The sequence below is a fragment of the Nocardioides sp. genome, from assembly GCF_047602075.1.
Lineage (GTDB): Bacteria > Actinomycetota > Actinomycetes > Propionibacteriales > Nocardioidaceae > Nocardioides.
Genome location: NZ_JASGIF010000001.1, coordinates 1,971,621 through 1,993,318, shown reverse-complemented (window position 1 = coordinate 1,993,318; position 21,698 = coordinate 1,971,621). Strand labels below are relative to the sequence as shown.

Here is a 21,698-nt window from a genome sequence, read left to right as displayed (position 1 = left end):
TCACTCCTGTCCAACCGCGATGGCGGTGTCCGGCGTTGGATGGTTCTCCAAGATCAGGTGTCCCACGGCGGTGTTCGACGCGGGCACGTGGTAGAAGCGGTGCTTCACCTCGACCGTGCCGTCGCCCTCGATATCGCTCATCGCGCCGCGCGCGATCAGCCACATCACCAGCTCGATGCCCTCGGAGCCGGCCTCTTCGACGTACTCCAGGTGCGGCACGGTGGCGAGGTCGTCGGGGTGGTCGACCAGTGCGTCGAGGAACCGGTTGTCCCACTCGCGGTTGATCAGGCCGGCGCGCGGGCCCTGCAACTGGTGGCTCATCCCACCCGTGCCCCAGACCTGCACGTTCAGCGGCCGGTCGTAAGACTCGATCGCCTTGCGCAGGGCCTTGCCCAGCCGGAAGCAGCGCTCGCCCGACGGGATCGGATACTGCACGACGTTGACGTGGAACGGGATCACCTTGCAGGGCCACTTCTCGACGTCGCCGAACATCAGCGACAGCGGCACGGTCAAGCCGTGGTCGACGGTCATCTCGTTGACCAGGGTGAGGTCGAAGTCGTCGCGGATCAGCGAGTGGGCGATGTGGGCGGCGAACTCCGGGTCGCCCTCGATGCCCGGCACGGGCCGGGGCCCGTAGCCCTCGTCGGCAGCCGGATAGTAGGCCCCGGTGCCGAGCACGAACGTCGGGATGAGGGAGAGGTCGAAGGCGGTGGCGTGGTCGTTGTAGACCAGGAAGATCACGTCGGGAGTGTGCTCCTGCTCGTACTCCTTGGAGAACTCGTAGCCGTCGAAGACCTGCTTCCAGTAGGGCTCCTCGGTCTTGTGCTGGTCCCACGCAGCCCCGATCGCGGGCACGTGTGAGGTGAAGACCGCTCCCGTGATCGTCGGGTGCTCCGCGGGCGAATCGTCGGCGGTGAAGTGGGCCTCGATGACCTGGTCGGCAATCCGGTTGCCGTCGATCGAGCGGCCGCCGTGCAGCATCATGTCGCGGTAGTCGGCCTCGGTCATGCCGGTCATCGAGCCGGCCATCTGCTGGAAGGACAGGCCCAACGTCGCTCCCCACTTGGACAGGAAGTAGATGTTGCCGCCCTCGGCGATCGCCGCGTTGAGGTCGCGGTCGAGCAGCGCCTGCTTCTGCTCCTCGGCCAGCGGCCACTCGTCGAGATAGGCCCGCTCGTCGGCGAGGTAGCGCTCGCGGTTCTCCGCCTTCATCAGCGACATGCAGAACTGGTTGAGGTGGTATCCCTTGGCCGACTGCTCGGCGTCGAAGATCGTGGTGCCGGGGACCTTCTGGTAGGTCTTGTCGAGAGACATGGTGGACTCCAATCGGTGGATCAGCCGGCAGCGCCGGAGACGGCATCGGGCCAGTAGAGGCGCATCGGGTTGTCGACCAGCAGGCGCTGCTGGAGGTCGGTGGCCGGTGCGATGTGGGGGATGAAGTCGACCAGCAGACCGTCGTCGGGCATGTGGTCGGTGAGGTTCGGGTGCGGCCAATCGGTGCCCCAGAGCACTCGATCAGGGAACTCTTCGACGACTCGTCGCGCGAAGGGTACGACGTCGCGGTAGGGCTGTCGTTCACCGTCGAGGGCGGGCGGGCCGCTGGCGGAGAGCCGTTCGGGGCAGGTGACCTTGCACCACAGGTCGGGTCTGGCGCGCATCAGCTTGAGGAACTGCGCGAACTCGGAGCCGTCGGCACTCTTCGTCACGTCGGGACGACCCATATGGTCGACGACGACGGTCACCGGGATGGAGAGGATGAAGTCGCTCAGGTCGGCAAGATCGGCCGCCTCGAAGTAGATCACCACGTGCCAGCCCAGCGGCGCGATCCGCTCTACGACTCGTTCCAGGTCGTCTCGGGGAGCCGCGTCGACCAGCCGGCGCACGAAGTTGAAGCGCACCCCGCGCACGCCCGCCTCGTGCAGATCGCTGAGCTGGTCATCGGTGATGTCGGGCCGCACGGTGGCGACACCGCGGGCCAGGCCGCCTGAGGAACGCAGTGCGTCGACCATGGCGCCGTTGTCGGCACCGTGGCAGGTGGCCTGGACGACCACGTTGCGGGCGAAGCCGAGGTGATCCCGCAGCGCGAACAGTTGGTCCTTGCTGGCGTCGCAGGGGGTGTACTTGCGCTCCGGTGCGTAGGGGAACACCCGGCCCGGCCCGAAGACATGGCAGTGGGCGTCGACGGCGCCGGCGGGCAGTTGGAACGCCGGCTGGGTCGGATCGGCGTACCAGTCCAGCCAGCCGGGTGTCTTCCCAAAGATGGTGACCGTCATCGCTCGTCCTCGTACCGCAGGCCCAGCTCGGCGAGCGGGCCGCGCATGCCGTAGACGTCCAGGCCGAGCTCGCCGGCCCGGAACCGTTCGCGCTTGGCCTCCTCGTTGGCCTCGCGCGCTGCCGCCGCCTCCGCGACCGCGACAGCGCGCTCGCGGGGGACGACCACGACCCCGTCGATGTCGCCGACCACCACGTCACCGGGGCGAACCAGCGCGTTGGCGCACACGACCGGCACGTTGACCGAGCCCAGGGTCGCCTTCACGGTGCCCTTGGCGTTGATTGCCCGGGAGAAGACCGGGAAGTCCATCTGCTCCAGGTCTGCGACATCGCGGACGCCGCCGTCGATGACCAGGCCGCGCGCGCCGCGGGCGCGGAAGGAGGTGGCCAACAGCTCGCCGAAGAAGCCGTCCTCGCTCTCGGTCGTGCACGCCGCCACGACCACGTCACCCTCGCGGACCTGCTCGGCTGCGACGTGGAGCATCCAGTTGTCGCCGGGCTGCAACAGCACGGTCACGGCGGTGCCGGCCACCCTGGCGGTGGGATAGACCGGCCGGATGTAGGGACGCAGCAGCCCCACTCGCCCCATCGCTTCGTGGATGGTGGCGACGCCGAACTGCGCGAGTGTCTCGACCGTGGCCGCGTCGGCACGGGTGATGCCGGTGCGGACGACGCCGATCTCGGTGTGCTCCATGCTGCTCCTGTCGGGTTTTACTTCTCCGCCGCGGCGAGGCGGGCGGCGAGTCGGGGATAGACGCGCAGTGCGTTGTCGGCGTACACGGCCGTGCGCTCCCGCTCGGTGAGGCGGGGGGTCGCGCTGACGTAGCGCAGGGTGTCGTCGAAGTAGTGGCCGGTGTGCGGGTCGATGTCGCGCACGGCGCCGATCATCTCGCTGGCGAAGAGGATCGAGCTGCTCGGGATCACGCTGGTGAGCAGGTCGATCCCGGGCTGGTGGTAGACGCAGGTGTCGAAGAAGACGTTGTCCAGCAACCCCTCCGGGTCCGGCTTCTTCAGGGCCATCGCGAGTCCCCGAAAGCGACCCCAGTGGTAGGGCACCGCGCCGCCACCGTGCGGAATCACCAGCCGCAGCGTCGGAAAGTCCGCGAACAGGTCTCCCTGGATCAGTTGCATGAACGCGGTGGTGTCGGCGTTGAGATAGTGCGCACCCGTGGTGTGGAAGGCCGGGTTGCACGAGGTGCTGACGTGCACCATGGCAGGGATGTCGTAGCTGACCATCGCCTCGTAGATCGGATACCAGCTGCGGTCGGTCAGCGGCGGTGCGGTCCACTTGCCGCCCGACGGGTCGGGGTTCAGATTGACCGCGACCGCGCCGAGCTCCTCGACCGCGCGGCGGAGCTCGGGAAGGCAGGTCGCCGGGTCGACGCCGGGAGACTGCGGCAGCATGGCGGCCATCGCGAACCGGTTGGGGAACAGCTCACTGACCCGGTAGATCAGGTCGTTGCAGATCCGTGCCCACGTCGAGGAGATCTGGAAGTCGCCGATGTGGTGGGCCATGAAGCTGGCGCGGGGGGAGAAGATCGTCAAGTCGCTGCCGCGCTCGTTCATCAGCCGCAGCTGATTGCTCTCGATAGCCTCACGGAGGTCGTCGTCGCTGATCGCCAGGTCGCCGGGATCGGGTGCGTTGGCAGGGTCGCCCACCGCGGCGACCTGCCGGTCGCGCCACTCGCCCAACTGGGGCGGCGCGGTCGTGAAGTGTCCGTGGCAGTCGATGATCACGCGTCTTCGCCTCGGCTCGGCCAGCCGGTGTACTGCTCGGCCAGGTAGGTCCGCCCGGCTCGGGTGCCGACGACATTGTCGAGCTCGCCGAGCTGTCGTTGGCAGTCGAAGGTGTTGCCGTCGGGAGCAAGGTGCAACAGCTGAGTCATCCACGAGGAGAAGTTCTGCGCACGCCAGACCCGTTGCAAGGCCTGCGGTCCGTAGTCGTCCAAGGCCGCCTCACCCTCGGACCCCAGCGCTCGAAGGAGCACCTCGGCGAGGACCTTCACGTCGTGCAGCGCGAGGTTGAGGCCGCGTGCGCCGGTGGGCGGGACGGTGTGGGCGGCGTCGCCGGCGAGGACGAGCGCCCCCCACCGCATCGGCTGCTGCACGAACGACCGGAACCGCAGCACGGTCTTCTCGAAGACGGGGCCCTCGATCAGCCGGAAGCCGTCAGCTCCGGCCACCCGTGCCTGCAGCGTCTCCCAGATCCGCTCGTCGCTCCACTCGTCGACGGGCTCGTCTGGATCGCACTGGAAGTACATCCGCTGCACCGTCTCGGTGCGCTGGCTGATCAGCGCGAACCCATGCTCGGAGTGCGCGTAGATCAGCTCGGGCGCGCTCATCGGCGCCTCCGCCATGATGCCGAACCAGGCGAAGGGATACTCCTTGAAGAACTGAGTACGGCGGTCCGCCGGCACGAGGTTGCGACAGATGCTGCGCGATCCGTCCGACCCCACGACGTAGCGAGCCCGGATCTCGTGGCGAGTGCCGTCCGGTGCCGTATAGCGGACTCGTGGTGCAGCGGACTCCACGTCGAGCACCTCGGTGTCGCCGATCCCGAAATGCACGGTGCCGCCGTCGCGGTCGCGGGCGTCGGCGAGGTCGATGAACACGTCGGTCTGCGGGTAGAGCCACACCGACTCCCCGACCAGTGCCTTGAAGTGGATCCGGTGACCCCGTCCGCCGAAGCGGAGCTCGGTCCCCTCGTGCTCGTGGCCGTCGGTGAGGATCCGGGCGGAGACCCCGGTCTCGACCAGGTCGCGCGCGGCGCCCGACTCGAGGATTCCGGCGCGGTGGGTGGTCTCGATCTCGTGGCGGGTGCGTGTGTCCAGCGCCACCGACTCGACCCCGGCGCGGCCCAGCAGGTGAGCGAGCATCAACCCGGCCGGCCCCGCGCCCACGATCGCGACCGGCACGTCGGTCACAGCGTCGATCGCTGGGTCGATCGCTGGGTCGATCGCGCCGCTGGCGCTGGTCGGTGCCATCCGGGCCTCCTCGCTTCATCCCCACCGTGACAGGCCTCGGCGGCCCGCGTCTGCGGCGATTCCGTCAGGCGGAAGCCGAATGTCTCGCTGCCTTAGGCGGGCCCCGCTCGGTGTCCCAGCTCCGTAGAGATCCCGTGAGCTGCCACGAGCAACAGGTGGCGCAAGCCGCGAGCTCGCCTCGCGTTCGCTGCGGCGATGATGATGCCGAGCGCGGCGTACACCGGCCCATCGGCGCCGATCCGCACCGGCGCCGCGACTGCGACGGTCGTCTCGGAGAGCTGCCGGTCGCTCACGAAGATCTGCTCGCGACGGATCCGACTCAACTGTCCACGCAGGGTCTTGGGGTCGGTCACCGTGTGCGGCGTCGCGGCCGTCAGCGGTGCGTCGAGGACGGCTTGCTGGATGTCCTGGGGTGCGTTGGCGAGCAGCACACGCCCCATCCCGGTGACGGCGAGTGGGAACCGTGAGCCAACCATGGTGCGCAGCTTGACCGAGTCGTGGCCGGCGATCCGCTCGACGAACACCAGCTCGGTGCCTTCGCGCACCGCGAGCTGGATGTTCTCGTGCGTCGCCTCGTAGAGGTCCTGCATGAAGGGCAGGGCGACCTCGCTGAGGATCTGCCCGCGAGGGCACACGGATCCGACCTCCCACAGCCGTAGCCCCACATGCCAGGCCCCGTCCTCGTCGCGCTCGAGCGCACCCCAGGCAGCCAGCTCGGTGACAACCCGATGGGTCGTGCTCATCGCCAGGCCGGTCCGACGGGCGATCTGGGAGAGCGTCTGTCGTTGGCGGTCCCGGTCGAAGGTGGCCAGGACGGCGAGTACCTTGCCCGCCGCGGACATCGGCGGAGTCGTCAGCGCGGTCATGGTCGCCAGTCTTCCAGCGCCGTACTATCCGAGTCGTGACCTCGGGAAGCAGGCCGAGGGAGGAGGTCGGTGGTGGCTGAGGAGATCATCGGCCTGTGCTCGATGGCGACCAAGCAGGTGCTCGCCGACCTCTGCCAGGCGCTCTCTCGAGACCACGGCATCTCCGTCCGGTTCACCGCTGCTGGTGGGGTCGAGACTGCACGCGGCATCCGTGAGGGCGCCGCGGCCGACGTCGTCGTGCTGGCCGAGTCGGCGATGTCAGACCTAGAGGCCGAGGGCTTCCTGGTCGCCGGCAGTGTTCGGCCGACGTTCGTCTCGGAAGTCGTCGCCGCCATCCCCGCGTCTGCAGAGCCGGTTGCCCTCGGTGGGGAGGAAGAGCTTCGTGCGGCGCTGGAGCGCGCGGAACGGATTGCCGTCTCCACCGGCCCGAGCGGCACCGCCCTCGTCCAGCTCCTTGAGCGGTGGGGCCTCCTGTCGGCGCTGGAAGGGCGCCTGGTGCAAGCTGAGCCCGGAGTGCCGGTCGGCCGGCTGCTGGCCGGTGGTCAGGCCGACCTGGGCTTTCAACAGCGCAGCGAGCTCCAAGGAGTGGCCGGCGTGCGGGTCCTAGGGACCTTGCCGGGCTCTGCCGCTATCAGGTCGATCTTCAGCAGCGGGATCGCGGGCTCCTCGGCGCAGCCTGGCCGCGCCGCCGAGGCCATCGACCACTTGGTCGACGGCACGCTCGACGACACCGTGCGGGTGAACGGGATGGCTCGCGCAGTCAGCTGAGGGCGCGGTCGAGTGCGGCCTCGACGTGCAGGGTCGTGCAGGGGAAGACCGGCAACTCGACATCGGCCTGGCTGATCAGCATCTCCAGCTCGGTGCAGCCGAGCAGCACCCCTTTGGCGCCGGCGTCCCAGAGCTCGTCGATCACCTCGACCACCCGGCGGCGGGTGCGGTCGAGGACGTGGCCGTGCACGAGCTCGTCGTAGATCGCCTCGTTGAGCATGGTGTGGTGGCGTGGGTCGGGGGTGATCGTGGTGAGGCCGCGGGCAGCCATCCGGTCGGTGAAGAACCCGTCCGACATGGCGACGGTGGTGCCGATCAAGCCGACCTCTGTCACCCCGTCGGCCAGGCAGGCATCGGCGACCACATCGGCGAGGTGTAGCAGCGGGATGTCGACAGCGGCCTCGACCTGGTCGGCGACCTTGTGGAACGTCGTCGTACATAGCAGCAGGAAGTCCGCTCCGGCCCGTTCCACACCCCGCGCGGCGTCGGCCAGCAACACCCCGACCTGGTCCCAACGCTCGGCGTCCTCGAGGTCGGTCAGCTCGGCGAAGTCGACGGTGCTGAGCACCAGCCTGGGTGAGGAGAGCCCGCCCAGCCGCCGCTGCACGCCGACGTTCAGGTCGCGGTAGTAGACGGCGCTGCTCTCCCAGCTCATCCCGCCGACGAGTCCGATGGTCTGCACGGTGGCAGTCTGGCAGACTCGTGCTCGGCCGGGCAGGTGGGCCGACCAGGGCGACGACTCGTCCCCTCGGCAGAGCAGACGACGGCGTGGAGGGTCTCGAGATGGTCTCGCGGGCGGCAGCCTGTCTGGCCGGGTTCCTCGGTGGACTGAGTTGGCTGCTGCTTCTCGGCCTCGACCGGGTCAAGCCGTCCATCACCGACGGCGACTGGGGCGTGGCGCTGCAGTGGGCCGGCGGGGTCTGGCTCGCACTGGCGGCAGCGACCGCGGCCGCCCGACTGGTCCGCAGCGGCACCGTGTGGCTGCGCGCCATCGTGGCGGTCTCAGCGGTCCTGTTGGCAGTGATCGCCTGGTCCCTCGCAACCGGAGCCGTCGACCGACGGCTGGCCGAGGGAGTGATCGGCGGCGTGGTCGCAGTAGTGTCCGCGGTGGTCTTCCGCCGCTCGAGCAGCGCCAAACGTTGGGCCGACGCAGAGGCCGACGCGTAGCCCCGCCGCGACCGGACGGGAATCTCCCGAGCCTGCCTCGGGTTCAACTCAGTTGGGGCCGAGGTGCGGCCTGAAGGAGGTCGGCGTGGATCGGTCGGTGTCCCGCGTGGCCATGATCAGCATGCACACCTCCCCCCTGGATCAACCGGGGACCGGTGATGCGGGTGGCATGAACGTCTATGTCATCGAGCTCGCCCGCAGGTTGGCCCGTGAAGACATCGAGGTCGACATCTTCACCCGCGCCACCTCCTCGGTGGCCCCCGCAGTCGTGCAGGCGGCACCGGGCGTGACGGTGCGCAACATCGCCGCCGGCCCGTTCGAGGGTCTCACCAAGCAAGAGCTGCCCGGTCAGATGTGCACCTTCGCCCGGGCCGTGCTCCGCACCGAGGCGGCGCTGCCGGTGGGGCACTACGACGTCGTGCACAGTCACTACTGGCTCTCCGGTCAGGTGGGCGCGCTCGCCCGCGACCGGTGGGGAGTGCCACTGGTCCACTCGATGCACACCATGGCGAAGGTCAAGAACGATGCGCTCGCCGACGGCGACGCCCCGGAGCCCGCCGCCCGCGTGATCGGCGAGGAGCAGGTGGTCGAGGCAGCCGACATGCTGATCGCCAACACCGCAACCGAGGTCCGCCAGCTGGTCGAGCTGTACGGCGCCGACCCCGACCGCGTGAAGGTCGTCCACCCCGGCGTGGACCTCACCGTGTTCCGGCCGATGTCCAAGCAGCTCGCGCGCGCCGCTCTGCGGCTGCCGTCGGACGCACTGATCGTGATGTTCGCCGGCCGCATCCAGCCCCTCAAAGCGCCGGATGTCCTGCTGCGGGCAGTGGCCGTCCTGCTCGATCGTGCACCGCACCTGCGCTCTCGGCTCGTCGTCCCGGTCGTCGGCGGCCCATCCGGCTCCGGGCTCGACCACCCCGAGTCGCTGGCCCAGCTCGCGGCCGGGCTCGGGTTGGAGGATGTCGTCCGGTTCGTCCCTCCGGTGGCACAGGCGGATCTCGCTCGGTGGTACGCCGCGGCGACGCTGGTCGCCGTACCTTCCTACAACGAGTCCTTCGGCCTCGTCGCTGCCGAGGCCCAGGCAGCAGGCACCCCCGTCGTGGCGGCCGCCGTGGGCGGACTGACCACCGTGGTCGCCGACGGGGTGAGCGGAGTGCTCGTGAAGGGGCACGACCCCCGAGCCTGGGCCGACGCGTTGGGCCGCGTGCTCGGCGACGAGCAGTGTGCCGGTCAATTGGCTGCCGCCGCGCCCGGCCACGCCGCGTCGTTCTCGTGGGAGCGCACGGCGGCGGCGACCTTGGAGGTCTACCGCAAGGCACGCGCGCTGATGGCAGCGGAGCTGGCCTCGTGAGCGCGGACGCCGGTCGCCTGGTTTGCGACTTCCTCACCCGCCAGGAGATCGAGTTCGCCGAGCCCGCCGAAGGCGTCTTCGCGCTGGCGCTGCCCGGCACCCGCAAGCTGCAGACACCGGTGCGGCTGGAGATCGGCGCCCACGCACTGGCGGTGCATGCCTTCGTCTGCCGGCGTCCGGACGAGAACTTCGAGGGTGTCTACCGCTGGCTGCTGGAGAAGAACCTCAAGACCTATGGGGTGGGCTTCTCGCTGGATCGGCTGGGCGACATCTATCTCAGTGGGCGGCTGCCGCTCTCCTCGATCTCCGACGACGACCTCGACCAGCTGCTCGGTGCGGTGCTGACCCTCGCCGACGAGTCCTTCAACGTCATCCTCGAGCTCGGCTTCGCGACCTCGATCCGCAAGGAGTGGGAGTGGCGGCTCGCCCGCGGTGAGTCCACCGCCAACCTGGAGGCGTTCCGCGGGTGGCTGGAGGCTGGTGAGGATCCGCCCGACCCGCGCGTCATGGGGTAGGGATCCGGCCGCGTGGCCGGTGCCGCGCGACGGCGACGCCGACGAGGGCGAGCACGCCGCCGACGTACGCCAATGTGGGCGGCGCCTCGGCCAGGAACAGCACACCGAGCACGATGGTGATGGGCGGCACCAGGTAGGTGGTCACCCCGAGTCGGCTCGCGGACATGTGCCGCAGCGCGAACGCGTAGGTCGTGAAGGCGATCGCGGTCGGGAAGACACCGAGGTAGACCACCCACAAGGTGGACGAGAGCGGGGCCGCGCGAGTCTCGCTGATCAGTTGGCCGAGGAACGGCAGGCAGACGACGGCGCCGGTGCTGCAGGCGAGCCAGGTGACCTGCACGGCGGGCAGCCGGGCGACCACGGGCTTCTGCAAGATGGCGCTGATCGAGTAGACCAGGGCCGCCACCAGGCAGAGCGCGATGCCGGTGGTGTCTCGGTGACCTCCAGGCGAGGTGCTCAGCGCGATCACCGCCACGCCGCCGAAGGCCAGCAGCAGGCCGAGCGCCAGGAACACGGTGAACCGCTCGGCGAGGAAGGTCGCCGCTAGCACGGCGATCAGGAGCGGTGAGACCTGCAACAACATCGACGCGGTGCCGGCGTCGACGTGGTGCTCACCCTGGTTGAGGGCGAGGTTGTAGATGCCGAACCAGAGCACCCCGATGGTGAGCACGGCAGCAAGGTCACGCCCCGACGGCCGGACCAGGCCGCGCGGGATCGCGACCGCGCCGAGACACACCGCACCCACCAACAGTCGCCCGAGTGAGAGCGAGCCCGGGGAGAAGTCATGTCCGAGATGACGGATCGCGACGAATGCCGAGGCCCACAGCACCAGGGTGACCCCGACCGCGGCCACGGGCACCCAGGGCTGGTGGGTCATCGCGGGGGTGGGGGTCTTCGCAACGGTCACCCGGCCGAACTTACGCGACGCCGCCGACAGGCTCTCGCGGGTATCGGACTCTGCCGTGCCGGTCGGGCTCAGGCCTCCAGCTTGTAGCCCAAGCCCCGGACCGTGACGAGCAGTTTGGGCTCGCCGGGGTCGGCCTCGATCTTCGCCCGCAGGCGCTTGACGTGAACATCCAGGGTCTTGGTGTCGCCGACGTAGTTGGAGCCCCAGATCCGGTCGATCAGCTGCCCACGGGTGAGGACTCGGCCGGGGTTGCGCAAGAAGAACTCCAACAGCTCGAACTCCTTCAACGGCAGCCGCTGTGCCGCACCGTCGACGGTGACGATGTGGCGTTCGACATCCATCCGGACCGGGCCCGCCTCGAGCACCGAGGAGGCCAGCTCCGGCTCGGCGCCGCGGCGCAGCACGGCGCGGATGCGGGCGAGCAGCTCGCGGGGGGAGTAGGGCTTGGTGACGTAGTCGTCCGCGCCCAGCTCGAGCCCGACGATCTTGTCGACCTCGTCGCCCTTTGCGCTGACCATGATCACCGGGACGTTGGAGGTCTGTCGGATGTGTCGACACACCTCGGTCCCCGGCAGCCCGGGCAGCATCAGGTCGAGCAGCACGATGTCTGCGCCCTTCCGCTCGAACTCGACGAGTGCGTCGGGCCCGGTCGCGGCGATCGCGACGTCGTACCCCTCCTTGCGCAACAGGTAGGCCAACGCCTCGCTGTAGCTTCTCCTCGTCCTCGACGACAAGCACCCGGGTCATTGCTCTAGTGCCTTGTCGCGGCCAAAGGGCGGGATAGGGCGGCGTCCAGGCGCGTGCATCGCAAGGCGCCGGAGCGAAGCCATACCGCTGTTGTCTTGCGAGCGACGGCAACGCGGCGAGGTGCGTGCCTGGGGGTCGCGGTAGACCGTGAATTGGTTGCGACAGGGCACTAGTCCTCCTCGGGAGTGGTTCTGGGCAGGACGAGGGTGAACGTCGAGCCCTGGCCCTGGACGGACCAGACGGTCACGTCGCCGCCGTGGGTGGCTGCAATGTGTTTGACGATGGACAACCCGAGACCGGTGCCGCCGGTGGAGCGGTGCCGGGCCGGATCGACACGGTAGAAGCGCTCGAAGATCCGGTCGATCTCGTCGGCTGCGATCCCGATGCCACGGTCGATCACGGCGATCTCGATCTGCTCCGGGTGCCCCGTGGCCGCCACGGTCACCGAGGAGCCCTCGGGGGAGTAGGCGACCGCATTGGCCACCAGGTTGCTCACCGCGGTGGTGATCTGCTCCTCGTTGCCGATCACCTCCAGGCCGTGATCACCCGTCACGGACAGGTCGATCCGGCGCGTCTCGGCGTCGATGAGACTGGTGTCCAGCGCAGCCTCGATCACCTTGTCGACCGACACCAGGGTCGGCGACTCGAGCGGGTCGTCGCCCTGCAGCCGCGAGAGGTCGATGATCTGTTGCACCAGGCGGCTCAGCCGCTTGGTCTCCTTCAGAATCCGCTTGCTGAAGCGCACCACCGCATCGGGATCTTCCGCGGCGCCACGGGACGCCTCGGCGAGCAGCTGCACGGCGCCGACCGGGGTCTTCAGCTCGTGGCTGACGTTGGCGACGAAGTCGCGACGCACCTCCTCCAGCCGCCGCTCCCGGGTGCGGTCGTCGGCCAGCGCCAGGATCAGGTGCGGTCCCAGCGGGGCGACTCGCGCGCTGATCGAGCGGGGCGGCAGGCCGCGTCCCCCCAGCTCGAGGTCCAGGGTGCGGATCTCGCCGTCGTGGCGCACCTGCCTGGCCGCCTCCACCAGCTCGGGCACGACCAGGTCGTCGCCGCGGACGATGCCCAAGGCGTACGCCGGCGCCGACGCCCGCACCACGGTGTCCCGCTCGTCCAGCACGACCGCACTGCTGCGCAGCACCGACAGCACGGCGTCCACTCCTGCGGGCACGACGTCCTCCCGCTCGGCTGGCGACGGGTGCATGCGACGGTCGGACACGACCCACGCCACGGCTGCGGAACCGGACAGCAGCGCACCGGCCAGCGCGGCCAGGCTGAGCTGCGTCGTCGGATCCACGACAAGATCGTACGCAGCGCCCGGCCGCCGGGTCGGAGTCACGCGAGGGGCGTGTGCCGACTGTTCATCCGGCGTTCACCGGGAAGCGCCGACGGTTCACCCAAGGCCCCTACTGTGCGGTGCATGCGTGAGGCATTCCACGAACAACTCGAAATGGTCTTCGCCGACCTCGCCGCCATCTCCCGCGAGGTCGAGAACGCCGTCCACTACGCCACCGAGGCCCTGATGTCCGGCAACGCGTCCGTCGCCGAGTCGGTGATCTCAGCGGACAGCCAGATCGATGCGGCCGCGCATCGGGTGGAGGAGCAATGCTTCGAGCTGCTCTCCCTCCAGCAGCCCGTGGCCACCGATCTGCGCACCGTGGTGGCGGCGCTGCGGATCGTCAGCGACGTCGAGCGGATGGGCGACCTGTCCGTGCACGTCGCGAAGATCGCCCGGTTGCGGGTGCCCTATCTCGCCGTGCCCGACTCGGCGCTGCCCACTATGGTGCGGATGGCCAGGGTCGCCCAAGACATGGTCTCCCGGATGACCACGATCCTGCGCGAGCGGGACCCGGAGGCAGCGGGCGACCTGGACAAGATGGACGACGAGATGGACGGCCTGCGCCGCGACAGCTTCACCGAGCTGCTCGGCGCCGACTGGGACCACGGCGTCGAGCCGGCCGTCGACATCGCCCTCCTGGGTCGCTACTACGAGCGGATCGCCGACCACGCCGTCGAGGTCGCCCGCCGCGTCGTCTATGTCGTCACCGGCGAGCACCCCGCGCTGGAGACCACCGGCTAGACAGGGGCTGCTGGGCCGGCGCTGCCATGCCCGGGCAGGCGTCTGCCGCGGTCTTGTAGTGGCAAAGTGCCCTGTATTCCGGGTTCTCAGCCACCATAGGACCGCGGGAGATGGGTCAGGGCCACCACAGCACCGCGGGAGACGAGCCCGAGTTCCGGCGAGTCAGCGACCCTGGTTGGCCACGGCGGCGGCGGCGATGGCGGCGGCTTCGGGGTCGAGATACTCCCCGCCGGGCACGATCGGCTTCAGGGACTCGTCGAGTCGGTAGACCAGCGGCATGCCGGTCGGGATGTTCAGCGCTGAGATGTCGGCGTCGCTGATGCCGTCGAGGTGCTTGACCATGCCGCGCAGGCTGTTGCCGTGGGCGGCGACCAGCACGGTCATACCTGACTGCAGGTCGGGCATCACCTCGGACTCGAACCACGGCATCATCCGAGCGATCACGTCCTTGAGGCATTCGGTCCTCGGCATGCCCGCGCCGAGGTGGGCGTACTGCGCATCGCCGGACTGGGAGAACGCGTCGTCGTCCGCGATCGGCGGGGGTGGGATGTCGAAGCTGCGCCGCCACAGCATGAACTGCTCCTCGCCGTACTCCGCGAGCGTCTCCTTCTTGTTCTTGCCCTGCAGAGCGCCGTAGTGCCGCTCGTTGAGCCGCCAGGAGCGCTTGACGGGGATCCAGTGCCGGTCCGCGATGTCCAAGGAGAGGTACGCCGTGGTGATGGCACGCCGCTGCAAGGAAGTGTGCACGATGTCGGGCAGCACACCGGCCTCGCGCAGCAGCTCGCCGCCGCGGACCGCCTCGGCGCGACCCTTCTCGGTCAGGTCGACGTCGACCCAGCCGGTGAAGAGATTCTTGGCGTTCCACTCACTCTCACCGTGGCGAAGCAGGACGAGGGTGTAGGTCATGGCGCTGCCTTTCTGGAGTGAGCCACGAGGACTGGTCGGTGGGCCTTTTTGCTGAGTCGGTCGCAGGTCAGGGGGCGGAAGCGCTGCGGTCGAGCCCGGCGAAGTCTCCGGAGTCGGGCACCACCGGCACGTTCATGACGGCGCTTTCGGAGTCGCCCAGGGCAACGGTCAACTGGACGTATTGACCCGCGGAGAAGTCGCCGCTGAGCGGGAGTCCACGGTCACCCTCCGCGAGGTTGACCAGCCCCTGCGGCGGCACGCTGACCGGAGAGAAAGGGTCGACCTTGAGCTCGTCGCCCGACAGTGCCGACAGCGTGTGTGCAGCGTCGGGTGACTTGTTCACCAGGGTCGCGACGAAGGTGCCGGAGCCCTTGTCCTTGGAGACCACGACTGCGTTGAGCACGAAGACCTGGCCGTCGCGATAGTCGACACCGACGGTCATCTGGTTGACCTTGCCGGTGGCGGCGTTGCGGCCGTCGGCGGCACACGCCGACAGGGCGGACAGGACGATCAGGAGGGCACCCACGAGGAGTGCGGTGCTTCGGCGGAGGTGCATGCGAGCCTGGCCCCTTCGGTCGTGTTCGGTCCTATGGCGACCCGTCGCGGTCGAGCGGTCAGGTCTGGTCAGTGGTGCTGCGCGGCCAGCCTATCGCTCCTGCGCGCTGTCCGGCGGGCCGCCCCTGCACTCGCGCCCATCACATCGTCGGGGTTCTGTCAAGCCCCTATGTGGCCTCTGACCTGCGCAAACGCGCTCAGAGCAGGTCGGCGGACGTGGTAGACTAGCCCGAAGGAAGGGGTACTTTGCATATGACTTTCACTGTCGGGGAAACCGTTGTCTACCCGAATCACGGGGCCGCGGTCATCGAAGACATCGAGATGCGGCAGATCAAGGGGGAGGACCGGCAGTACCTCGTCTTGAGGATCGTTTCACAACAAGATCTGGTCGTCCGGGTGCCGGCCTGCAACCTCGATCTGGTCGGGGTGCGCGACGTGGTCGACAAGGAGGGCCTCGACCGGGTCTTCGACGTGTTGCGCGCGGCCCACGTGGAGGAGCCGACCAACTGGTCGCGCCGCTACAAGGCCAACCTGGAGAAGCTGCACAGCGGTGACGTGATGAAGGTGGCCGAGGTCGTCCGCGACCTGTGGCGCCGCGAGCGTGACCGCGGCCTGTCCGCGGGCGAGAAGCGGATGCTGGCCAAGGCTCGGCAGATCCTGGTCTCCGAGCTCGCGCTGGCCGAGCGGACCAACGAGGACAAGGCAGAGGCGCTGCTCGACGAGGTGCTCGCCTCCTGACGCTCGTGCCCGTCATTGGTGACAAGGCCCCCGGCATGCGCCGGGGGCCTTGGCCGTTCGTGTCCAGGCGGGTGTGGTGAGCGCCGCGTCCTTCGCCGTAGTGCTGGCGGGCCGGGGGGCGCTCCCGTTCACCACGCTGCACGGACTCCCGCTCTACGAGCACGCGCTCGGCGCGCTAGCCGGGCATCGGCCCACCGTGGTCGTCGACCCGGGACACGGACAGTTCAGCGCCATCGATCGCGACGACCTCGATCCGGACACCCCGCTTCTCACCGTCGCGGACTGGTGGGCCGAGCGGCTGCACGCACCCGGCGTCGCCGGTCCTGTGTTGCTGCATGATCCGCTGTGCCCGCTCACCCCGGCCGACTTCTTGCTCGCCCTCGCCGAGCGGGCCGCGCGCGAACCGGAGACGGCGCTGGTCGGCGTACGCCCCGTCACCGACACCCTCAAGGCCGTCCGCGGCGACCAGATCGAGGGCACCATCGACCGGGACCGGATCGCCACCGTGACCTCGCCGGTCGTGCTCGGCTCGGCGCTCCTCGGCGACCCGCTGCCGCCGCCCGTGGAGGACTTCACCGCGCTGGTCGCCTGGGCCCGCGAGCGCGGTCCGGTCGAGTTGGTCCGCGCACCGTCGCTGGCCCGCCGGGTCTGCGACGAGTCGTCGATCCACCTGCTCGAGGCAGCGGTCGAGATGCGCCGCCAGCTCCGCTCTCCGGTCAGCGCCGAAACAGCCCGCGGAACTCGCCCAGGAACTTGACCGGCTGCCGCAGCACCGCCGCCGGCAGTCCCTTGAAGAAGGCGCCCGGGTCTCGGGTCGCCCGGTGGGCCAGCCGCCTCGGCTTGCTCGCCACCCGCTGCTCCAGGTCGTGGACGTACGCCGGCAGCAGGGCGCTCTGGGAGAGCTCCATGTGGCTGCCGCACCGGGTGCAACGGACCGACTCCAAGATCCGGCCCGCATAGTGCAGCTCGTGCTCGGTGACCTGGTCGCAGGTCTCGCAGAGCAGGTCGGCATGCGCGACGCTCATGTCCGCTCTCCCGTCCGCCACAGATCCCGCAGGTGGCGACGGTGCCGGGCGTCCTGAGCCTCGGTCCGCGGGTGCGGTAGGCCGGTCAGGTCCCACCCTGCCTTGGCTAGCAGACGCTCGGCGAGGAACAGATCCTCGGGAAAGGTGATCTTGATGTTCCGTGCGTCTCCGTCGACCCAGTGCACCGGGGAGTCGGTGTAGCGCTCCATGCAGCTCGCCGTGTCGGTTCCGACGAAGCCGTCGCGGTCGGCGCGGCGGTACGCCGCCAGCAGCGGCGGCGCCGCGAACGCCTGCGGCGTCTGCACCGCGATCACCTCCAGCTCGGGCAGCGGGTCGGTCGGCTCGACCGCGGTCAGGTCGTCCTGGATGAGCGCGGGCAGCGCGCCACCGTGCTCGGCCGCGCAGGTGATCACCCTGCTGAACAGTGCCGTGCTGGCCAGCGGCCGCGCCGCGTCGTGGATCACCACCACGTCCAGGTCCCCGCGCTCGATGTCGGGCGCCAGCACCTGCAGCGCCGCCCACTCCGAGCCGTGCCGACTGGTCCCCCCGGTCACCACGGTGACGTCGAGATCCTCCACCTCACGGGTCAGCGTGGTCTCGATCGTGTCGCGATCCTGCTCCCGGATCACCAGCACCGTCCGCACGATCCCAGGCAGCTCGCGCGCCCACCTGATCGCCCAGGTGTAGACCCGCCTCCCGGCGAGTGGCAGCAGCACCTTGTTGGTGTCATGGCCAGTCCGCCTGCCGTCGCCGGCGGCCAACATCACCAACGCCGCCCGCGTCCCCCGACGGCCGCCGACGCCATTGACGGACACGCCAGCGGGCGCAGCCTGACCGGAACGGGTGGACACCCGGCGACTGTAGCGCCTCCTCATTGGCCCACCTGACCTCCACCGCTTGCCGCGGCTGGCTGCGGCCGCCGCGGGCCTTGTCCCTTTGACGCCGCGGCAACACCCCTGCTCCCGTCCGCCTCCGACCCACCCGAGAACGGGGACCAGCGGCACCGACCCCTGGGAGGGTGACCACGGCGGCGGGTGAGCCGAGCCCCGGCTGCGTGCGGTGAGCCTGACGCGGTGGCCGGGTGGGCACAGGGGCCCCACAGCGCCGTGGATGGGACTGGCCCCCCTGCGCGACGCGTGCGAGCGCAGGGGTGGTTGGCGCGCGGGGCCCCTGTGCCGGCCCGGACGCCGCACCCGCTCACCGACCGCAACCCCAGACCGCAACCCCCAGACCGCAAACACCGACACCACCGCCAACCTCCGGCGGAGAAATGGAGATCGGGCCTGCCGAGGCGGGGGATCCTCGGCAGGCCCGACGTTGGGGGTGGAGACGCCGGTGTGGCTCAGCGGCGGCGGAAGGCCTCGCGGAGCTCGGCGAGGGTGGGGGCCTGCTCGCCACGGGCCAGCGCTTCTTGGTGGCGGCGCATCTGGACGATGAGAGAGCTCTCGTCCAGCTCGACGTCGTCGTAGGTGAGCATCTGGTCCACCGGCACGTCCCGGGTGAGCCGCGCCCCCGCCAGCACGCCCAGCGGCACGCAACCGTCTGCCAGGAAGTCGTCGGCCTTGTCGGCGACACCACGGATGGTGTCGGTGCCGATGCCGGTGATGACCTCGCCCGCCTTCAGGTCGCGCTTGGCCTCGGCGCCGACCTCGGAGGTCCAGTGCTCCGAGGTGTGGCTCGGAGTCCGGTCCAGCGCCATTTCGTAGACCGTGAGCGGCGCCTCGATGGAGGCCAGATGGTAGGGCCGGTAGAGCGAGAAGTAGGGTCCCGGGCCCATCGAGAGGTAGGACATCTCGTGGACGACGTACGGGTCGTCGGAGCGGACCACCACGAAGACACCCGGTGCGACCGGGCCGATGCAGTAGTCCACGACGCCCGGTCGGTCGAGCACGCCGCCGTCTTCTTGCAGACGGAAGGTGTCGTGCAGAGTCGGGACGGTCGACGCCGGGCCGTACATCCCGCGCTTGCTCATCTCCAGGCCGGTCGTGTTGGCCAGCGCGGCCATCTCGATCATCGCTTTGGAGCCGTCGACGAACTCGCACAGCATCTTCGGGTTCATCTTCTTCTGGGCCGCCTCGGCGGCCAGCTTGTCCGGGGTGGCGTAGGGGTCGAGCGGGTTGTTCTTGCCCTTGCCGGCGCAGATGATCTCGAAGTTCAGGTCCCGGGCGAAGTCGACCAGGATCTTGGTCTCCACGGGCTCGTCGCCCCGACACACGGAGTACAGCTGGCCGGACTCCTTGGCCAGCTGCAGCATGTAGCGACCCACCGTGACGTCCTGCTCGACGTTGAGGGTGGCGTAGTCCATGCCGGAGGAGAGTGCCTCGACCGCGGTGCGAGCACCGACGTCGGGGACCCCGGTGGCCTCGACGAGCACGTCGAGGGGCAGCGCGCCGACCTCGTCGACGTTGCTCAGCGCCACCGACTCGTCGTTCTCGATGGCCGTGATCGCGGCGTCGGTGTCGGTCACCGAGGACGGCTTGACGCCGGCCTGGGTGAACGCCTCCTCCGCCCGGGCACGATCGACGTCGAAGACCACGGACAGGTTGATGCCGGGCATCTTGAGCAGCTGGGCCGCGAAGCCGCGACCCATCTGCCCGGAGCCGACCAGGCCGACTCGCAGCGGTCGCCCGGTCTCCTCTAGGCGCTGCTGCAGTCGGGTGCGGTAGCTCATGGGGCGTCCTTTGCTGGTGTCGTGGCGGACTGCGGACGCCGGATGCGCCAGGTGTCGCCGGCTTGGAGGAGCGGCAGCTGGCCGACCGGCACGCAGACGTCACCGGGAAGCTTGGCGTCGGTGCGGCCGTCTGCCTTGAGGTCGAGGTGGCCGAGATTGAGGAGGTTGTCGCGGACGACGTCACCGACAGCGAGCACCTCGAGAGAGGTGGACCCGAGATCGATCACGTCCCCGGGACGGGGACCGTCCTCGGCGACCCCGGCGGAGTGCAGCACGGAGATGTCGTGCAGCTCCGCCGGGGATTGATCGCCGAAGAAGATGAGCAGGCCATGGTCGAGGAACGCCTCGACCTGGCCGCCCACCCCCGTCACCACCGACTCGTACACCACCGTTGCATCGTTCGGGGTCGAGTCGGTGGCGCTCATGCTTCCTGCACGTCCTCGGGCTTGACGCCGGAGACGAAGAGCTCCTCGGTGATGAACTGCGCCAGCGGCCCGGCCGGGCTGGTGGCGTGGATGTCCACAGTGAGGACCTTCTTCATCGGGTAGACCCCGACGCGTGCGGTGCCACCGCAGTCGATGACTGCGACGGCGATCTTGTCGAAGGGCGCCGAGCTGGAGAAGCCGTCGAAGGCCTCGCCTCCGGTGAGATCGGCGATCCTTTGCGCCACCGGGTGGATGCCGCCGCCGGTGATCGAGGCAACCAGCGGCCGAGCGTCGGTCGGCGTGATGGTCAACGGACCGCCCCAGCCTCCCGTGCCCTTGGTGACCTTGACGGACTTGTACTCAGTCATTGCTCTTCTCCTAGAGGTTGGTTCAGTTGCTGCTGGGGTAGAGGCCGAAGCTCGCGAGCCAGGCGATCACTACGGCCAGCGGGCCGGTGAAGAGCCGGGAGATCAGCACGGCGGGCACGCCCACCTCCACTGTCTCAGGTTCCGCCTCTCCGAGGGCCAGGCCGACCGGGATGAAGTCGCAGCCGACCTGTGGGTTGATCGCGAACAGCGCCGGCAGGGCGTACTGCGGGGGGATGTCGCCCTTGCCAATGCGGTCACCAAGCAACACACCCACAACCTGAGCGATGACCGCGCCTGGGCCGAGCACCGGCGACAGGATCGGGATCGCACAGAAGATGCTGATTACAAGCAGGCCGAGCAGGTTGCTGGCCAGCGGCGTGAGAAGTTGGGCCAGCCAGTAGCCAATCGGATGACCGTTGATGATCACGCCGTTGATGATGCCGATCAGGACCGAGATGAAGGCCATGAAGGGCAAGATGTTGCGGATGATGGTGTCGATCGTGTCGCGACCGGCCTGGTAGAGCGTGCCGACCACGCCGCCGACAGCCTTGCCGATCTTGACTAGTAGGTTATTGAAGCCGCCCAAGGCTCCTCCGGTGCTGGTAGTGGCGCTCATGCTGCGACCTCCTCCGCAGCGCCCGCACGACGCGAGAGCATCCGCGCAGTGATGAGCTCGGTGACGATGCCGCGGATCAAGATGACCACCATGCCGACGAGCAGGTAGCGCACGGCCAGCTCGCTGGTGTTCAGGCCGAGGGTGGTGATGCCGGCTGCGATGCCCAGGTAGACGAACAGCTCGCCGGGGTTGGCGTGCGGGAAGATGCCGGTGATCGGGTGCACGTAGCTGACCGCCGAGTCGTAGAACGCCGGCTTGTAGCGCTCCGGCAGGAACCGGCCCATCGTATAGGCCATCGGGTTGGTCAAGAAGAACACCGAGAGCACCGGCAGGACCAGGTAGCGCACGGGGTACCACTGGAGGCCGGGGCGGCCGGCTGCCTCGCCCAGCTTGTCGATCTTCTCCGGGCCGATCAGCCTGATGAGCGCGTTGACCGCGGTGAGCAGCACCACCAGGGTGGGGATGATGCCGGTAACCAGACCCGTGAAGGTCTCGCCACCCTTCTGGAAGACGCCAATGAAGCCTTCGGCCCAGTGCGCCAGCACGCCGAAGAACCCCTTGGGGTCATCGACGGTGTCGGTGGCGGCGAGCAGGATGCCCGCCAGCCATGGTGTGAATGGCATGATTTCTCCTTGTCGGGGTCGGCCTTCGCGAAGGCCTGGTTGATGCTTGCCTGGCATCGCCTGTGTTGCAGTTGCAGAGGTTGCAGTGCGGAGGTTCCGCTCGACGCGGGTCGTG

Annotated in this window: 25 protein-coding genes and 1 pseudogene; 7 read left to right on the top strand and 19 right to left on the bottom strand. The window is 69.2% G+C overall.

All coding sequences use genetic code 11. The annotated features are described in order from the left end of the window. The 6 genes from ligA to QM714_RS10020 form a co-directional block, all read right to left on the bottom strand. Window positions 1-1,314 (bottom strand): protocatechuate 4,5-dioxygenase subunit alpha, encoded by a 1,314-nt coding sequence (gene ligA / locus QM714_RS10045; protein WP_415100008.1) that lies wholly within the window; start codon window positions 1,312-1,314, stop codon window positions 1-3. A 20-nt stretch (window positions 1,315-1,334) separates the two neighbouring features. After that, window positions 1,335-2,273 (bottom strand): amidohydrolase family protein, encoded by a 939-nt coding sequence (locus QM714_RS10040; RefSeq protein WP_415100007.1) that lies wholly within the window; start codon window positions 2,271-2,273, stop codon window positions 1,335-1,337. Beyond that, on the bottom strand, window positions 2,270-2,965 hold the full coding sequence (gene ligK / locus QM714_RS10035) for a 4-carboxy-4-hydroxy-2-oxoadipate aldolase/oxaloacetate decarboxylase (RefSeq protein ID WP_415100006.1): 696 nt from the start codon (window positions 2,963-2,965) through the stop codon (window positions 2,270-2,272). The genes QM714_RS10040 and ligK overlap by 4 nt, the downstream gene beginning before the upstream one ends. Before the next feature lie 17 nt (window positions 2,966-2,982). Further along, the gene (locus QM714_RS10030; protein ID WP_415100004.1) at window positions 2,983-4,008 is read right to left on the bottom strand and encodes an amidohydrolase family protein; all 1,026 of its coding nucleotides are present in this window, start codon (window positions 4,006-4,008) and stop codon (window positions 2,983-2,985) included. Then, window positions 4,005-5,255, bottom strand: a complete 1,251-nt coding sequence (locus QM714_RS10025; protein ID WP_415100002.1) for a 4-hydroxybenzoate 3-monooxygenase — start codon at window positions 5,253-5,255, stop codon at window positions 4,005-4,007. Before QM714_RS10025 ends, QM714_RS10030 begins: the two co-directional genes overlap by 4 nt. A 92-nt stretch (window positions 5,256-5,347) precedes the next feature. Next, entirely contained in the window at window positions 5,348-6,121 is a 774-nt protein-coding gene (locus QM714_RS10020; RefSeq protein WP_415100000.1) for an IclR family transcriptional regulator, read from the bottom strand. Window positions 6,122-6,193: 72 nt separating this feature from the next. Between QM714_RS10020 and QM714_RS10015 the strand changes: the two genes are divergently transcribed. Continuing rightward, entirely contained in the window at window positions 6,194-6,889 is a 696-nt protein-coding gene (locus QM714_RS10015) for a substrate-binding domain-containing protein (RefSeq protein WP_415099998.1), read from the top strand. On the opposite strand, the gene QM714_RS10010 is transcribed toward QM714_RS10015, so the two are convergent. Continuing rightward, on the bottom strand, window positions 6,882-7,571 hold the full coding sequence (locus QM714_RS10010) for an aspartate/glutamate racemase family protein (protein WP_415099996.1): 690 nt from the start codon (window positions 7,569-7,571) through the stop codon (window positions 6,882-6,884). The genes QM714_RS10015 and QM714_RS10010 overlap by 8 nt on opposite strands. Before the next feature lie 86 nt (window positions 7,572-7,657). Between QM714_RS10010 and QM714_RS10005 the strand changes: the two genes are divergently transcribed. From QM714_RS10005 to QM714_RS09995, 3 genes are all read left to right on the top strand, one after another. Continuing rightward, complete coding sequence (locus tag QM714_RS10005; RefSeq protein WP_415099994.1) at window positions 7,658-8,056, top strand: hypothetical protein; 399 nt, start codon at window positions 7,658-7,660, stop codon at window positions 8,054-8,056. Between the two features lie 112 nt (window positions 8,057-8,168). After that, window positions 8,169-9,407, top strand: a complete 1,239-nt coding sequence (gene mshA, locus QM714_RS10000; protein ID WP_415101052.1) for a D-inositol-3-phosphate glycosyltransferase — start codon at window positions 8,169-8,171, stop codon at window positions 9,405-9,407. Beyond that, window positions 9,404-9,922: a YbjN domain-containing protein gene (locus QM714_RS09995; protein ID WP_415099993.1), complete on the top strand. Its 519-nt coding sequence runs from the start codon at window positions 9,404-9,406 to the stop codon at window positions 9,920-9,922. Before mshA ends, QM714_RS09995 begins: the two co-directional genes overlap by 4 nt. Here QM714_RS09995 and QM714_RS09990 read toward each other — a convergent pair. The 3 genes and pseudogenes from QM714_RS09990 to QM714_RS09980 form a co-directional block, all read right to left on the bottom strand. Continuing rightward, the gene (locus QM714_RS09990) at window positions 9,912-10,829 is read right to left on the bottom strand and encodes a DMT family transporter (RefSeq protein ID WP_415099991.1); all 918 of its coding nucleotides are present in this window, start codon (window positions 10,827-10,829) and stop codon (window positions 9,912-9,914) included. The genes QM714_RS09995 and QM714_RS09990 overlap by 11 nt on opposite strands. Window positions 10,830-10,897: 68 nt before the next feature. After that, window positions 10,898-11,576, bottom strand: a pseudogene (locus QM714_RS09985) (response regulator). A 169-nt stretch (window positions 11,577-11,745) separates the two neighbouring features. Next, on the bottom strand, window positions 11,746-12,873 hold the full coding sequence (locus tag QM714_RS09980) for a sensor histidine kinase (RefSeq protein WP_415099989.1): 1,128 nt from the start codon (window positions 12,871-12,873) through the stop codon (window positions 11,746-11,748). A gap of 123 nt (window positions 12,874-12,996) precedes the next feature. Here QM714_RS09980 and phoU point away from each other — a divergent pair, with 123 nt between their 5' ends. Further along, window positions 12,997-13,656, top strand: coding sequence for a phosphate signaling complex protein PhoU (phoU, locus tag QM714_RS09975; RefSeq protein ID WP_415099987.1), 660 nt, complete (start codon window positions 12,997-12,999; stop codon window positions 13,654-13,656). Window positions 13,657-13,818: 162 nt separating this feature from the next. Here the strand turns inward: phoU and QM714_RS09970 are convergent, their stop codons facing one another. Next, window positions 13,819-14,562: a phosphoglyceromutase gene (locus QM714_RS09970; RefSeq protein ID WP_415099985.1), complete on the bottom strand. Its 744-nt coding sequence runs from the start codon at window positions 14,560-14,562 to the stop codon at window positions 13,819-13,821. Window positions 14,563-14,629: 67 nt separating this feature from the next. Continuing rightward, complete coding sequence (locus QM714_RS09965) at window positions 14,630-15,118, bottom strand: hypothetical protein (protein ID WP_415099983.1); 489 nt, start codon at window positions 15,116-15,118, stop codon at window positions 14,630-14,632. Window positions 15,119-15,369: 251 nt separating this feature from the next. On the opposite strand from QM714_RS09965, the gene QM714_RS09960 reads away from it, so the two are divergent. Continuing rightward, on the top strand, window positions 15,370-15,855 hold the full coding sequence (locus QM714_RS09960) for a CarD family transcriptional regulator (protein WP_415099981.1): 486 nt from the start codon (window positions 15,370-15,372) through the stop codon (window positions 15,853-15,855). A gap of 76 nt (window positions 15,856-15,931) precedes the next feature. Next, window positions 15,932-16,612 carry a 2-C-methyl-D-erythritol 4-phosphate cytidylyltransferase gene (locus QM714_RS09955; RefSeq protein ID WP_415099979.1) on the top strand — a complete coding sequence of 227 codons (681 nt, stop codon included), beginning with the start codon at window positions 15,932-15,934 and terminating at the stop codon, window positions 16,610-16,612. Here the strand turns inward: QM714_RS09955 and QM714_RS09950 are convergent. The 7 genes from QM714_RS09950 to QM714_RS09920 form a co-directional block, all read right to left on the bottom strand. Further along, a complete protein-coding gene (locus QM714_RS09950; RefSeq protein WP_415099977.1) occupies window positions 16,572-16,880 on the bottom strand; it encodes a hypothetical protein in 309 nt (102 codons plus the stop codon). The two genes, QM714_RS09955 and QM714_RS09950, sit on opposite strands and share 41 nt — an antisense overlap. Further along, window positions 16,877-17,731, bottom strand: a complete 855-nt coding sequence (locus tag QM714_RS09945) for an IspD/TarI family cytidylyltransferase (protein WP_415099975.1) — start codon at window positions 17,729-17,731, stop codon at window positions 16,877-16,879. Before QM714_RS09945 ends, QM714_RS09950 begins: the two co-directional genes overlap by 4 nt. A gap of 491 nt (window positions 17,732-18,222) precedes the next feature. Beyond that, a complete protein-coding gene (locus QM714_RS09940; RefSeq protein ID WP_415099973.1) occupies window positions 18,223-19,551 on the bottom strand; it encodes an NAD(P)H-dependent oxidoreductase in 1,329 nt (442 codons plus the stop codon). Further along, window positions 19,548-19,976: a PTS glucitol/sorbitol transporter subunit IIA gene (locus QM714_RS09935; RefSeq protein WP_415099971.1), complete on the bottom strand. Its 429-nt coding sequence runs from the start codon at window positions 19,974-19,976 to the stop codon at window positions 19,548-19,550. Before QM714_RS09935 ends, QM714_RS09940 begins: the two co-directional genes overlap by 4 nt. Next, window positions 19,973-20,344 carry a hypothetical protein gene (locus tag QM714_RS09930; protein ID WP_415099969.1) on the bottom strand — a complete coding sequence of 124 codons (372 nt, stop codon included), beginning with the start codon at window positions 20,342-20,344 and terminating at the stop codon, window positions 19,973-19,975. Before QM714_RS09930 ends, QM714_RS09935 begins: the two co-directional genes overlap by 4 nt. Window positions 20,345-20,366: 22 nt before the next feature. Beyond that, a complete protein-coding gene (locus tag QM714_RS09925; protein WP_415099967.1) occupies window positions 20,367-20,960 on the bottom strand; it encodes a hypothetical protein in 594 nt (197 codons plus the stop codon). Beyond that, window positions 20,957-21,583, bottom strand: a complete 627-nt coding sequence (locus QM714_RS09920; protein ID WP_415099965.1) for a PTS glucitol/sorbitol transporter subunit IIC — start codon at window positions 21,581-21,583, stop codon at window positions 20,957-20,959. The genes QM714_RS09925 and QM714_RS09920 overlap by 4 nt, the downstream gene beginning before the upstream one ends. Window positions 21,584-21,698 lie beyond the last annotated feature (115 nt).